The following is a 14218-nucleotide window of genomic DNA, read 5'->3' as shown; positions in this document are numbered from 1 at the left end:
AGCAATGGAGCTCAAGATTCTCAGGGTTACATTTCTACGTTCACCGCCTCGCCGGAAAACTGCAGGCGATGCAGGTTGGCGTAAGCACCTTGCTTGTCGAGCAGTTCGTTATGCGTGCCGATTTCAACGATGCTGCCGTTGGAGAGCACGACGATGCGGCTGGCGCGTTCGATGGTCGACAGGCGGTGCGCAATCACGAAGGTGGTGCGTCCTTCCATCAATTGATCCAATGCGCCCTGCACTGCACGTTCCGATTCGCTATCCAGCGCCGATGTCGCTTCGTCCAGGATCAGGATCGGCGCATCCTTGTAGATGGCGCGCGCCATCGCCAGGCGCTGACGCTGGCCGCCGGACAGACGCGAACCGTTATCCCCGATCTGTGTTTCGTAACCCTGCGGCAAAGCGGCAATCATCTCCGTCAGATACGCAGCCTTGGCAGCTGCCTCGATGCGTTGACGATCCGGCGCATCATCGCCATAGGCGATATTGGCGGCAACCGTATCGTTGAACAACACCACGTTCTGGCTCACCATGGCGATCTGTTTGCGCAAGCTGCTGAGTGCGATCTCTTCAATCGGCACGTCATCAAGCAGGATACGGCCTTCAGTCACGGAATAAAATCCCGGGATCAGGTTCACCAGCGTTGACTTGCCGCCGCCGGACATGCCCACGAAGGCGATGGTTTCTCCTGGCTCAACGCTCAAGTTGATACCCTTTAACGCGGGCTTTTCCTGGCCTGGATAAGAAAATCCAACGTTAGAGAATTCGATCTTGCCCTTAGCACGCTGCTGCAACTGCTTGCCGCCGGTGCGTTCAATCGGGCTGTCGATCAACTTGAAGACCGCTTCCGCCGCCGCCATGCCGCGCTGCAGCGGGCCGTTCACTTCCGCCAGCTGTTTGAGAGGCACTTGCAAAGCGATCATTGCAGCCAGAAATGAGACGAAATCGCCTGCTGTAAGTTGCCCGTGACTTGCTTGCACCAGCCCCATCGTGATCATCACCGACATCGCGCAAGCCATCATGATTTGCGTGACCGGTACGGTAGCGGCAAAAGTGCTGGTCATGCGCATGCTGTAGTGGCGGATGTGCTCAGCCGATTCTGCAAATCGCTTCCGCTCATACGTCTCGCCGCCAAACACCTTGACGACCTGTTGCGCGCGCGTGGTTTCTTCGATTACCTGGGTCAACTGCGCATTGACGTCGAGGGAATCCTTGTTCAGCTTTTTCAGGCGCTTGGCGGTAGTGCGCACCACCAGGACCATCAGCGGCATCAACACCAAGGCGACAATCGTCAACTTCCAACTGATGAACAACATGTAGCCCAGCAAACCCGCGACCGTCAGCACGCAACGCACAATCGAGGTAAACAGTTTGCTGATCATTTCGATGATTTGCTGTACCTCAAACATGATCGAATTGATCACGCGCCCAACCGTGTGGGTCGCATGAAAATCAATCGACACGCCCAAAATGCGATCGAACATTTGCTGCCGCAGTGTCGTCAACACACGGGTCGACACCCAGTTGGTCATGTAGGTTGTCAAAAATGTCGAGGCGCCGCGGGCGACAAATGCGCCAATTACGGCTACCGGTACCAGCCACAGAGGAAACGTGGGTTTTTCCACAAAGCCGTTATCCAGCAAAATCTTGAAAATGTAGGCCACTAGCGGTTCCGTTGCGGCAGTCACAACCATGCCGAGGAGACCTAGGACCAATCGCCTTGTGTATGGCCGATGCAATCCTGCAAGGCGCTTGAAAATTGTTGTGTAGGAAAATGCGCTCATAAGTCAGTTTGTTTTAAGTTCTTTTTTACACTCTGCTGTGATGGAAAAATTCTTCCCCGACAGTAGAGCAAAATGGGAGGAGAAAGCACGGCCGATTGGCAAATACAAGGCGTACCAGACGATGCCTTAATACTCCACCGCGACCGCTTCCTTCCCTATTTTTTCCACCAGAGCCGTCTGCAAACCATCACTAGGAGACACGCGCCATTCGTCGCCGAGCACTATTTCACAAGCCACCCCTTCGCCAGTGTAGCGAAGCGTCATCGGCAAGCCATTACCCGCCCGATGCGACGACAACACATCCCGCAACTGTGCGGCATCAATTTTCTGTGACGGCGACGACAGGGACAGCACAATCTGCCGTCCGTATTGCGTCCGTGCGGTGGCAATATCCATCACTTTTTCAGCCGACACCCGCAAGCCGCCGTTGAATCTGTCCTCCGACACCTTGCCCTGCACGACAAGGAACTCATCTTCCTTGAAGAAAGCCTTGTTCGGCTCGAACTGTTCGTTATACACGGTAACGTCGACCGTGGCGCTGCCGTCGTCCAGCGTGACGATCATCATCTTGCCACGCTGCGTCATCTGCGCCCGCAAACCGGAGATGATCCCGGCCAGGGTACGCGGTTCGCGCGACGGTTCCAGGCTGCCCAGCGGCGTGCGCGCAAAACGGCGTGCTTCGGCGGCGTAAGCGTTGAACAGATGGCCGGATAGATAGAAACCAAGCGCAGTCTTCTCTTCGGTCAGTTTCTGCTTGTCGGTCCACGGCGTGACCTGTACGTATTCGATCGGAGCTTCGAGGTCGCTATCGTCACCGCCGAACAGGCTGACCTGGTTGGCCGAGGCCAGTTTCTGATCGGCAGCTTCCATCGCGCGGCCAACCGAGGCCAGCAGGATCGCGCGATCGACCTTGAAGCAATCGAAAGCGCCGGAGCGGATCAGCGATTCAATGGTGCGCCGATTGATCTGCCGCTTGTCGACCCGGAGGCAGAAATCGAACAGGTCGACGAACGGCTTTTCCTTGCGCGCGGCGATGATGGCTTCGATCGCATTTTGACCGGAACCTTTGACCGCACCGAGGCCGTAGCGAATGAAAGTCGCTTTCTTGCCTGGCTCGCCTTCCGGCGTAAACGATAGTCTGAAAGGTTGATGTCCGGCGGCAGCAAAGTCAGCTTGCAAACGTCCAGTGCATCTTCCACCAGGATCTTGACCTTCTCCGTATCGTCCATTGCCAGCGACAAGTTGGCTGCCATGAACGCGGCAGGGTGATGGGCTTTCAGGTAGGCAGTGTGATACGACAGCAACGCGTAAGCTGCGGCGTGCGACTTGTTGAAGCCGTAGCCAGCGAACTTTTCCATCAAGTCGAAAATCTCGTCGGCCTTGGCTTCGGACAAGCCGTCCTTGGCTGCACCGTCGCGGAAAATCTGGCGATGCTCGGCCATCTCTTCTGCCTTCTTCTTACCCATGGCCCGCCGCAGCAAGTCAGCGCCGCCGAGTGAATAGCCGCCGACCACCTGCGCCATCTGCATCACCTGCTCCTGATACACCATGATGCCGTAGGTTTCAGACAGAATCCCTTCAGTGCGCGGATCGGGATAATCGAAGCGCTCGCCGTGTTTACGTTTGCAGAAATCCGGGATCAGATCCATCGGGCCCGGACGATACAAGGCCACCAGCGCGATAATGTCTTCAAAACGGTCAGGCCGCGCGTCTTTCAGCATGCCTTGCATGCCGCGGCTTTCCAGCTGGAATACCGCGACTGTTTTGGCGGCGGTCAGCAGTTCGTAGGAAGCGCGGTCGTTGAGCGGCAACTTCTCCAAACTGAAATCGGCCATGGCCGGATCGAGCTGCTTGATGTAGCGCACCGCGCGATCGAGGATCGTCAGCGTGGTCAAACCCAAGAAGTCGAACTTCACCAGGCCGACGGCCTCGACATCGTCCTTATCGTATTGCGAGACCACGCCAGCGTCGCCGCCCTGCGTATACAGCGGACAGAAATCGGTCAACTTGCCGGGCGCAATCAACACACCACCGGCGTGCATACCGATGTTACGGGCGATGCCTTCGACCTGCTGCGCCAGGTTGAGCAGTTGCTTGACCTCTTCCTCGTTCTCCAGGCGCTCGGCCAACATCGGCTCTTCCTGGATCGCATCGGCGATGGTCACGTGCTTGCCCGGTTTGAACGGGATCAGTTTGGAGATGCCGTCGCAAAAGTTGTAACCGAAATCGAGCACGCGGCCAACGTCGCGAATCGCGCCCTTCGCCGCCATCGTACCGAAAGTGGCGATTTGCGATACCGCGTCCTTGCCGTACAGGTCCTTGACGTGTTGAATCACACGGTCGCGGCCTTCCTGGCAAAAGTCGATATCGAAGTCGGGCATCGATACCCGCTCAGGATTGAGGAAGCGCTCGAACAGCAGGTTGTATTTGAGCGGATCAAGATCGGTAATCTGCAGCGAATACGCCACCAGCGAACCAGCCCCCGATCCTCGTCCCGGCCCGACCGGCACGCCATTCTGCTTGGCCCAGCGGATAAATTCCGCAACGATCAGGAAGTAGCCGGGGAAACCCATCTTGATGATGGTGTCGGTTTCAAACTTCAACCGATCCTGGTAACGCTGGCGCTGCTGTTCGCGCTTGGCTTCGTCCGGATACAGATGCGCCAGGCGCAGCTCCAGCCCTTCCTGCGACTGTTGCACCAGGAACTCGCCGATCGTCATGCCGTCCGGTGTCGGGAAATCAGGCAATTTGGCTTGCCCAGCTGCAGGGTCAGGTTGCAACGCTTGGCGATCTCGATCGAATTCTGCAGCGCTGCCGGCATATCGGCGAACAGTTCGGCCATTTCGGCCTGTGTCTTGAACGATTGCTGGTCGTTGAAGCGACGCACGCGGCGCGCGTTGGCCAGCATCTCGCCTTCGGCGATACAGGTACGCGCTTCATGCGCGATGAATTCTTCCTTATCCAGGAACTGGATAGGATGGGTCGCCACCACCGGCACGCCGGCCTTGGCCGCCAGAGCCACCGCCTGTCGTATATGTGCCTCCATATTCGGCTGGTCGGCGCGCTGGATCTCGATATAGAAATTGTCGGGGAAAATCTTAGTCCAACGTTGCAGGCAGCGTTCCGCCGCCTCGACATTGCCGTTATCGATGGCCATGCCGATATCGCCGAAATGAGCGCCGGACAGCGCAATCAGGCCGTTGCCGTCACCGTGCCCCTTCAGATCGGCCAGCCATTCAGCGCGAATTTCTGCGCGACCGCGATGCAGGTTTTCCAGCCACGCCCGCGACAGCAATTCACACAATTGCAGGTAGCCGTTACGGTTCTTGACCAGCAACAGCAGGCGCGACGGCTTGTCGCGATCGTCGTCGTTGGTAATCCAGACATCACAACCGATGATCGGTTTGATACCTTTGCCGCGCGCAGCCTTGTAAAACTTGACCATGCCAAACAGATTGGCCAGGTCGGAAATGCCAAGCGCTGCCTGGCTATCCTTGGCAGCGGCTTTGACTACGTCATCAATGCGGACCAAGCCATCGACGATGGAATACTCGGAGTGCAGGCGGAGGTGGATAAATTGCGGTGTCGTCATGGGCGGTATTTTACCCTGACGCCCCATGTGCCATCGGCAAAATTGGGCAATCCCGTCAGCCACGTTTATAATACTGATAAATCAACGACTTACCGAGAAACAAGCCATGCAGTCCAGCAATTCTTACGTCAACATTGCCGCCTACAAATTCGTTACTTTCGACGATACAGCAGAGAAACGCCCAGAATTTCTCGCAATTTGCAAGCAATTGCAGCTAAAAGGTACGATCTTACTCACTCCGGAAGGCATCAACCTGTTTTTGGCCGGTTTGCGCGAGCAGATTGATCAATTCCTGGCTTGGCTGCGCGCCGATGAGCGCTTTGCCGATCTGGAAGTGAAGGAAAGCTATTCGGAAAAGCAGCCGTTCACGCGCATGCTGGTCAAGTTGAAGGCTGAAATCATCACGATGAAGCATCCGTTGATCAAGCCCGAACTGGGCCGTGCACCGGCTGTGGAAGCCAAAACCTTGAAGCGCTGGCTGGATCAGGGCCATGACGACAACGGCAAACCGGTGGTCATGCTGGATACCCGTAACGCATTTGAAGTCGATGTCGGCACCTTTGAAAACACGATCGACTGGCGTATCGAGAAATTCAGCGAATTCCCGGCAGTCGTGGCGGAACACAAGGACGAGCTGGCTGACAAGACTGTGGTCACCTTCTGCACCGGCGGCATCCGCTGCGAGAAGGCCGCGATTCACATGCAGAATATCGGCTACGACAGCGTCTACCAGCTGGAAGGCGGCATTCTCAAGTATTTCGAAGAATGCGGTGGCGCCCACTATGACGGCGACTGCTTTGTATTCGACTATCGCACCGCCCTCAATCCACAGTTGCAGGAAACCGCGACCGTACAGTGCTACGCTTGCCGCGCCGTAGTGACGCCGCGTGAGCAATTGTCACCGCGCTATGTGGCGGGCAAATCCTGCCCACATTGTGTGCCGGAAGAAATTGCAACCCCGGCGCAAGCCACTACTGTCCATACAGCTACCCTCTAAGCGGAGCCGTAGCGCAAAATGCAAAAAGCCCGCAGGCGATTGCCTGCGGGCTTTTTGCATTCTGGAACGATGGCATGCCGGGGCTGACGCAAACCCGGCTATGCCGCCACCCCAGACATATTTCTTATTGCTTGAATTTCTGTGCAGTTTCGGCAACCCGCTTGCCGAATTGCTTTGCGGTTTCCAGGTCGCCTGCCGCCGGGCCCTCTTCCGGCGAAGAGTCGGACGGACTTTGCGCCAAAGCGCCGGAGAAACCGCCGACAAAATTGACGTCATTGCGTTGCGCCGCCTTGCTGTTGGCAGGCATCAGACCGGTACCGACCCACACCATGCTGTGCTGCATTGCAAAGGTGATCAGGTAACTCATGGTGGTGCCCTTGTCGCCGTTCATGGTCGCTGAATTGGTAAAACCGGCTGCGACCTTGTCTTTCCATTTCTGGCCAAACCACTGCTTCGACGACGTGTCTGCAAATTTCTTGAACTGCCAGGATACCGTGCCCATGTAGGTCGGCGTGCCAAAGATGATGGCATCGGCGGCTTCCAGCGAGGCCCAGGCAGCGTCGCTCAGATTGCCTTCGGCATCGATGGCAATCAGCTCAGGCACTGCGCCTGGCGCGCGCAGCACGCCAGCATGCACTGCTTCAGCCTGTTTTTTGGTGTGGCCGTAGCCGGAATGATAAACGATAGCGACTTTAGTCATGACAATGCCCTTTCAGAGAGAACTCAGTAAAAAAATAAATAACAGCAGCTGCCAATCAAACGGAATGCCAGTCGCCATCATGCACCAGGAAATGAATTTCTGCTGCCGCGCAGCATCGGATTCCGAGAACGAATCGCCGGGATGAGAGTCAAGCCAAACAGTGTCTGCATGGCTGTACGCACAACATTACCGGATTCGATCAGGGTATACGTCAAAAATTATGTCGATATAGAAATAATTTACATAAATCGATTCAATTATTTGGCACTATAGAGACATGGCGCGGCTTTGCACAGGATCAAAATTTCGATATATCATTCAATTTATTTGAATGACTTTCTTGCAATATTATTACCTACGAAGCAATGATGAATCTGACCTTGGAAGCATTGCAAATCCTCGATACGATTGACCGCAAAGGCAGCTTCGCCGCTGCCGCCGTCGAACTGAATCGCGTGCCGTCAGCCCTTACCTACAGCGTCCGCAAGTTGGAAGACGACCTGGACTTGCTGTTGTTCGACCGGCGCGGGCATCGCGCCAAACTGACCACCGCCGGTCTCGAACTGCTGACTGAAGGGCGCCACCTGCTGCTGGCGGCGCAAGAGCTCGAACGACGCGTCAAGCGCGCGGCGACCGGCTGGGAGGTCGAACTGCGTATCGTCCTCGACAGCATCATCCCGTTTGATAGCCTGTTGCCAATCATCCAAGCCTTTGACCGGGACAATGCCGGCACGCGCCTGCGCATTTCGCATGAAGCCTTGTCGGGCGTGTGGGAAGCCCTGCTGGCTGACCGAGCCGACCTGGCAATCGGCGCGCCGCACAACGGCCCCGACAGCATCCGTATGAGCGGCGGGTTCCAGACACGGCAACTGGGCACGATCGACTGGGCCTTTGCGGTTGCCCCGGCCATCCGCTGGAGCATGCGCCGGAGCCGCTCACCGCCAATCTGATCCAGCAATACCGCGCAGTTGCCGTCGGCGACACCGGCCGCACCTTGCCCAGCATGACCTCTGGCCTGTTGAGCGGACAAGATATCCTTACCGTTCCGTCGATCCCGGCAAAACTGCAGGCCCAGCTCAGTGGGCTTGGCTGCGGCCACCTGCCGCGTTGGCTGGCTGCGCCGCATTTTGCATCAGGTGCATTGATCGAGAAACAGACCATCGAAGCCAAGCCCAGCGACAAGACACAGATAGCCTGGCGTACCCCGGTCGTGGGAAAATCTCTTAAATGGTTTATTGCACGGCTCAGCGACCCCGCAACGCAGCGTGCGCTGCTAGGGTCGCCGGCTGTAGCGTCGGCGACAATGCCGACAACAGCTCATCATGAATCGACCAGCAATGTCTAATCAACAAAACTATATTGGCCGCTTCGCGCCCTCACCCACCGGCCCGCTGCACGCGGGTTCGCTGGTAGCAGCGATGGCCAGCTACCTCGACGCCAAGGCCCACCACGGCCGCTGGCTGTTGCGCATGGAAGATGTGGACGAGGCGCGCACCGCAGCAGGCGCCGCCGAGTCGATCCTGGCGGACCTGATCGCACTCGGGATGCAGTGGGATGGCGAAGTGGTATATCAAAGCCAGCGCACAGCGCTGTATGAAGCGGCGTTCGACCGTCTTGGCCGCCTGGCGTACCCATGCGGCTGCACCCGCCGTGAAATCGTCGATTCCCGCATTTGCGTAGCGGCCGACGGTGCGGCGGTCTATCCCGGCACCTGCCGCAGCGGGTTGCCGGTTGGCAAGCCGGCCCGCGCATATCGCCTGCGCGTCCCTGATCCGGGACATATTGATGAACTGATTATTTTTGACGATCGCTGGCTCGGTCGCGTGCAGCAGCACCTAGCGCTTGAAGTCGGTGACTTTGTATTGAAACGTGCCGACGGCTTCTGGGCTTACCAGCTCGCCGTGGTGGTTGACGATGCGGATCAAAACGTTACGCACGTAGTGCGCGGCGCCGATTTGCTCGATTCCACCGGACGCCAGATTTATCTGCAGCGCCAGTTGAAACTTGCAACGCCACAATACCTCCACGTACCGGTCATCACCAACGCCGATGGGGAAAAATTATCCAAACAGAATGGTGCCCAGGCCATCGATGTGACACAGCCATTGCTCGTATTGAACAAGGCTGCGTGGTTCCTGGGGCTGGATATCGGACAGGTCGACAGCGTGGCCGCATTCTGGCCGCTGGCGACTGCTGCCTGGGCGAATCTGGAATTGACTCGCCAAGGCTGAAACCGGACTAACGCTTCGGCAAACCGCCCAGCAAAGCTGCCAGCTTGACCTTCGGCTTGATCGAGCCGCCCACCGGGGCAACGCTGGACGGCGCCGCATCAGGAGTGGCCGTCGGCTCGTAGGGTTTAAGAAACCAGGGGTCGATCTTTTCCTTGCGAGAGGTAGGCGTCGAAGTATAAGCGCTACGGGTGTGCTGCGTGCTGCGGCTGGATGCGGCGTTGCGGCCATCGCTGCGATCGGCAGAATCGCGGCGTCCGGAACGCTCGCGTTCGGCGGCAGCCGGCTTGGCGACGAAACCGGTCAGCTCGGCCCGCACAAACTTGTGCTTGATCATCTTTTCAATATCGACCAGCAGACGTTCATCCTTGTCGGCGTACAGCGAAATCGCGTCGCCGGAGGCGCCGGCGCGGCCGGTACGACCGATCCGATGCACATAATCTTCGGCGTTATACGGCAAATCGAAATTGATCACGCAAGGCAGTTCGGCGATATCCAGGCCGCGCGCAGCAACGTCGGTTGCCACCAGCACTTCGATCTCGCCTTGCTTGAATGCTTCTAGCGCGGCCATCCGCTCATTCTGAGTCTTGTCGCCATGAATCGCGGAAGCCTTGACGCCTTCGCTCTCCAGGTGACGCGACAGGCGCGATGCGCCGATTTTGGTATTCGAGAAAACAATTACCTGTTTCAGCTTGCGCTCACGAATAATGAACGACACAGCCTCGGCCTTGGTCTGCTCGTCGACGCGATACATGGTCTGCGTGACGTTGTCGGCGGTGGCATTGCTGCGCGCCACTTCGATCGTCACCGGATTCTTGAGAAAACTCGATGCCAGCTTTTTAATCTCGCCCGAGAACGTGGCGGAGAACATCAGGTTCTGGCGTTCTTTTGGCAGCAGGTTGATGATGCGCTGCAGATCCGGCAGGAAGCCCATGTCCAGCATGCGATCGGCTTCGTCCATGACCAGGATTTGCGTCTGCGACAGATTCACCGTCTTTTGCTGGACGTGGTCCAGCAGACGTCCCGGCGTAGCAATCACGATTTCGATGCCGGAGCGCAGTGCGGCGGTTTGCGGTGCGATATCGACGCCACCGAACACAACGGTCGCACGCAGCGGCGTATGCCGGCTATAGGCCTTGACGTTGTCTGCCACCTGATCAGCCAGTTCGCGGGTCGGCGTCAAGATCAGGGCACGTACCGGATGCCGCGCCGGCGAGGCGCTGGTGTTGGCGTGCGCCAGCAGCAGCTGAATGATCGGCAACGAAAAACCGGCAGTTTTGCCGGTTCCCGTTTGTGCCGCACCCATCACATCGCGTCCTTGCAGTACCACAGGGATCGCTTGCGCCTGGATCGGCGTCGGGTTGACATAGCCCTGATCGCTCAACGCGCGCAGGATATCCGGGGACAGCCCGAAGTCTTCGAAACGGACGGAGGGTGCAGTAGCCACTGCTGGATCAGGTTGAATCTCGGACTTGATGTCGGACATGGTAGTTGGCGGCCTTCGGTGCAAGATGCACTCAAATAACGAATCTGCATTCGTAAAAAGGCACTATTTGCTCTCAATTGTATTCGTGGATTTCGTGTCGGCCCATCAACGCCCGCGCTTGCAAACAGTAAGCAAGCGCGACGGCATCCGAGCCAAATGAATGTGGAAACGTCGTATCAGCGACTGCCAGCCAAGTTGTCACTTAGCCATCAATTGCCGGCGCGTTTTATACCACAGTCGGGCATTATACGCCTTGCCGGGAATTTGCTCAGATTCCGAGCTCATTGAGCGGCCAGCGTGGCCGCACGTTGAACGCATAATCGCGCTGTGCCGCTTCCGGTTTGATTTGCAACCGCATGGCGCCGGCGAATGCAATCATCGCGCCATTGTCGGTACAAAACTCCAACTCCGGGTAGTACACCCGAAACCGGCGTTTCACTGCGGCAGCATTCAGCGCACTGCGCAATTGCTGGTTGGCGCCGACGCCACCGGCAATCACCAGCCGCTTGAGACCGGTATGTTTCAGCGCGCTCAGGCATTTGGCGACCAGCACATCCACCAGCGCATCGACAAAGCAACGTGCAATATTGGCTTTGTCCTGTTCACAGATATTTGCCGGATGGTTTTTGACCAAGGTCAGCACCGCCGTCTTGAGGCCGGAGAAACTGAAATCCAGGTTCTTCGAATGCAGCATCGGCCGCGGCAACTGGTAGGCGGAAGGATCGCCGAACTCCGCCAGCCGGGAAATGGCCGGGCCGCCTGGATAGCCGAGGCCAAGCAGCTTGGCCGATTTGTCGAACGCTTCGCCTGCGGCATCGTCCAGGGTTTCGCCCAACAATGTGTATTGCCCGACGCCATCGACCCGCATCAATTGAGTATGGCCGCCCGACACCAACAACGAAACAAATGGAAATTCCGGCGGATCGCTGGCCAGCAACGGCGACAGCAAATGCCCTTCCAGATGATGCACGCCCAACATTGGTTTATCCAGCGCCAAACCTAGGCCGCAGGCAACCGAGGCGCCGACCAGCAACGCCCCGGCCAAGCCCGGCCCTTGCGTATAGGCAATCGCATCGATGTCGTGGCGATCAATGCCGCTTTCCACCAGCACTTGTTGCAGCAAGGGAATGGCACGCCGGATGTGGTCGCGTGAAGCCAGCTCCGGCACCACGCCACCATACTGCTCATGCATCGCAACCTGGGAGTACAGGGCATGGGCCAGCAAACCGCGCTGCGTGTCGTACAACGCCAAGCCGGTTTCGTCACAGGAAGATTCAACGCCGAGAACAATCATTGGGGGAACATTTTTTTCACAATGCCGCATTGTAAAGGAAAGCACGGGCGGCACTCATTACCGACGCTATTCCTTGTCGAAGCGCTGCATGGCTTGGCGGATAAAGGACAGTTGCTGCGAAAACCTGGTGCAAGCGGTGCAAGTCCATAGATGCATCCTGATGCGCGCGCGCGTCAGGAGCGACAGGCTGGTATCTTGCGCTTGCGACAAGAGCAGCTGGGTATCGCGGCAGTGCGGAATCAGGCGTTTATATGGCATAGGGATAAAATTACTTGCTCGTGAAAATTGTGGTGACGCTGATTGGTCGCGCGACCGATTCAATACTTACAAAATAAATGTTGAACTTAGCATGCATCGCACATGGCTATCGATCCGTCAGGCCTGTGCCCCGAACCAGTTCAACTGCAGACATTCGCGCAACCGGGTACGCGCCCGGTACAGCAAGACCCAGGCATTGGCGGCGGTGATGTCGAGTTCCTTGCAGATCGCATCGGTATCCAGTTCCAGCCACTCGCGCATCATGAAAATGCGGCCAGTCTTGGCGGGGAGCTTGTCGACGCACAATTGCAGAATATCGAAGAATTCCTTACGTTCCAGTGTCTGGTCCGGATTGCCCCAGCTGGGTGCGGCTTCCACTGCATGCCCTGAGGAAGTGAACAAGGCGTCGATCATGTCGGCGTCACTGCGGTCTGCGTCTTCATCGGGATTCAGTTGCACTTCGCGCTTGCTGCGTCGCAACTGGTCCAGTAACTTATGTTTGAGTATCCCGATGACGTAGGTTTTGAACGATGACTGCTCCTGAAAGCGATCGGGATGTTCCATCACTGCCAATATGGTTTCCGATACTGCATCTTCGGCCAAGGTTTCGTTGCGCAACTGCAGCACGGCAAAACGCAGAAGCTGCGGCCGCAATGCATCAAGTTGACGGGGATCAAATGCCATATAAACCTGAATAAAAAAACAAGAACAAACGCCCGACTTGCTTTCCTGCCGCATCGTTTGCCGGGAATTCTACCAGATGGCCTTCAGCCTGCAGCCCGTTCAAGTAAAATCGATGCAAACGCCTGCAGCACGCCACCTTCAACTCAACAATCCACACATGAACAATACTCAGTCGACGGCACCGTTCCCGGCAGCCCGCTTCATCAAGGAAATCGGACGTGGCAAGAATGGCGCACGCAGCCTGTCGCGCGGCGATGCTTGCGACTTGTACGCTGCCATGCTGGACGGCCGGGTCTCAGACCTGGAGATGGGAGGCATATTGCTGGCGATGCGCATCAAGGGCGAATCGGTTGCAGAAATCGCCGGCTTCCTCGATGCCGCCGAGGCATCGTTCACATCCATATCCATTCCATCAGAAAATCGACAGCAGTACGCGCCGATCGTCATCCCCAGCTATAACGGTTCGCGCCATATGGCAAACCTGACGCCATTGCTGGCGCTGCTGCTGGCGCGCGAAGGCGTGCCGGTGCTGCTGCACGGTGTATCGACCGATCCGGGCCGCGTCACCAGCGCCGAAATTTTTCAGGCCTTGGGGCACGCTCCCTGCAGCAGCGTCGAACAAGTGCAAACATGTTTCAAACAGCAGGTTCCGGCATTCATGCCGATTGATGCGCTTGCACCGAAAATGGCCCGGCTGCTTGCCATGCGACGCACTCTCGGCGTCCGTAATTCGACCCACACCTTGGTCAAAATCATTCAACCGTTTGCTGTTCCGGCGTTGCGCCTGACCTCCTACACGCATCCCGAATACCTGGAGATGTTGAGCGCCTATTTCATGACTACCGCTGCCGCAGAACGCGGGGATGTGTTCTTGATGCGTGGTACCGAGGGCGAAACCGTCGCCAATGCCAGGAAGGCGCAGAAAATCGACTGGTTTCATGCGGCTACGCAAACCACGCTGGTGGAAAAACAGCTCATCGCGGAAGAACCGCCGATGTTGCCGGAACACGCCGACGCACAAACCACTTCCGCCTGGATCAAGCAAGCCTTGGCGCAACAGGATCTGGTACCGAAACCGATTGAAGAGCAAGTCGAGCAATGCCTGATGGTTTCCAAGGCCCTGCACGCACAACACCACACAGACGCAAACTGACATTAGCCGCGATTGCTGGCAGGAACTAATCTAAGCAAAGAC

General features: G+C 57.2%; 9 protein-coding genes and 2 pseudogenes. 4 read left to right on the top strand and 7 right to left on the bottom strand.

What is annotated here, in order from left to right; all coding sequences use genetic code 11:
• Window positions 1-26: 26 nt before the first annotated feature.
• Window positions 27-1784, bottom strand: a complete 1758-nt coding sequence (gene msbA / locus CAter10_RS04740; protein WP_061532502.1) for a lipid A export permease/ATP-binding protein MsbA — start codon at window positions 1782-1784, stop codon at window positions 27-29.
• A 126-nt stretch (window positions 1785-1910) separates the two neighbouring features.
• Window positions 1911-5376 (bottom strand): annotated as a pseudogene (dnaE, locus tag CAter10_RS04735) (DNA polymerase III subunit alpha).
• 106 nt (window positions 5377-5482) lie between these two features.
• Here dnaE and CAter10_RS04730 point away from each other — a divergent pair.
• On the top strand, window positions 5483-6373 hold the full coding sequence (locus CAter10_RS04730; RefSeq protein ID WP_061532501.1) for a sulfurtransferase: 891 nt from the start codon (window positions 5483-5485) through the stop codon (window positions 6371-6373).
• Window positions 6374-6497: 124 nt separating this feature from the next.
• On the opposite strand, the gene CAter10_RS04725 is transcribed toward CAter10_RS04730, so the two are convergent.
• Window positions 6498-7073, bottom strand: coding sequence for a flavodoxin family protein (locus CAter10_RS04725; RefSeq protein ID WP_061532500.1), 576 nt, complete (start codon window positions 7071-7073; stop codon window positions 6498-6500).
• A 365-nt stretch (window positions 7074-7438) separates the two neighbouring features.
• On the opposite strand from CAter10_RS04725, the pseudogene CAter10_RS04720 reads away from it, so the two are divergent.
• Window positions 7439-8418: pseudogene (locus tag CAter10_RS04720) on the top strand (LysR family transcriptional regulator).
• Window positions 8411-9304 (top strand): tRNA glutamyl-Q(34) synthetase GluQRS, encoded by an 894-nt coding sequence (gene gluQRS / locus CAter10_RS04715; RefSeq protein WP_061532499.1) that lies wholly within the window; start codon window positions 8411-8413, stop codon window positions 9302-9304. Before CAter10_RS04720 ends, gluQRS begins: the two are co-directional and overlap by 8 nt.
• A 7-nt stretch (window positions 9305-9311) precedes the next feature.
• Here the strand turns inward: gluQRS and CAter10_RS04710 are convergent, their stop codons facing one another.
• From CAter10_RS04710 to CAter10_RS04695, 4 genes are all read right to left on the bottom strand, one after another.
• Window positions 9312-10787, bottom strand: coding sequence for a DEAD/DEAH box helicase (locus tag CAter10_RS04710; RefSeq protein ID WP_061532498.1), 1476 nt, complete (start codon window positions 10785-10787; stop codon window positions 9312-9314).
• Between the two features lie 268 nt (window positions 10788-11055).
• On the bottom strand, window positions 11056-12081 hold the full coding sequence (gene tsaD, locus CAter10_RS04705) for a tRNA (adenosine(37)-N6)-threonylcarbamoyltransferase complex transferase subunit TsaD (RefSeq protein WP_061532497.1): 1026 nt from the start codon (window positions 12079-12081) through the stop codon (window positions 11056-11058).
• 66 nt (window positions 12082-12147) lie between these two features.
• A complete protein-coding gene (locus tag CAter10_RS04700; protein WP_061532496.1) occupies window positions 12148-12339 on the bottom strand; it encodes a zf-HC2 domain-containing protein in 192 nt (63 codons plus the stop codon).
• A gap of 117 nt (window positions 12340-12456) precedes the next feature.
• The gene (locus CAter10_RS04695; protein ID WP_061532495.1) at window positions 12457-13023 is read right to left on the bottom strand and encodes a sigma-70 family RNA polymerase sigma factor; all 567 of its coding nucleotides are present in this window, start codon (window positions 13021-13023) and stop codon (window positions 12457-12459) included.
• Window positions 13024-13180: 157 nt separating this feature from the next.
• Here CAter10_RS04695 and ybiB point away from each other — a divergent pair, with 157 nt between their 5' ends.
• A complete protein-coding gene (gene ybiB / locus CAter10_RS04690; protein ID WP_061532494.1) occupies window positions 13181-14176 on the top strand; it encodes a DNA-binding protein YbiB in 996 nt (331 codons plus the stop codon).
• The last annotated feature ends 42 nt before the right edge of the window (window positions 14177-14218 follow it).

It is taken from the genome of Collimonas arenae (assembly GCF_001584165.1).
Classification (GTDB): Bacteria; Pseudomonadota; Gammaproteobacteria; order Burkholderiales; family Burkholderiaceae_D; genus Collimonas; species Collimonas arenae.
This window is presented reverse-complemented; position numbering and strand designations above follow the sequence as displayed.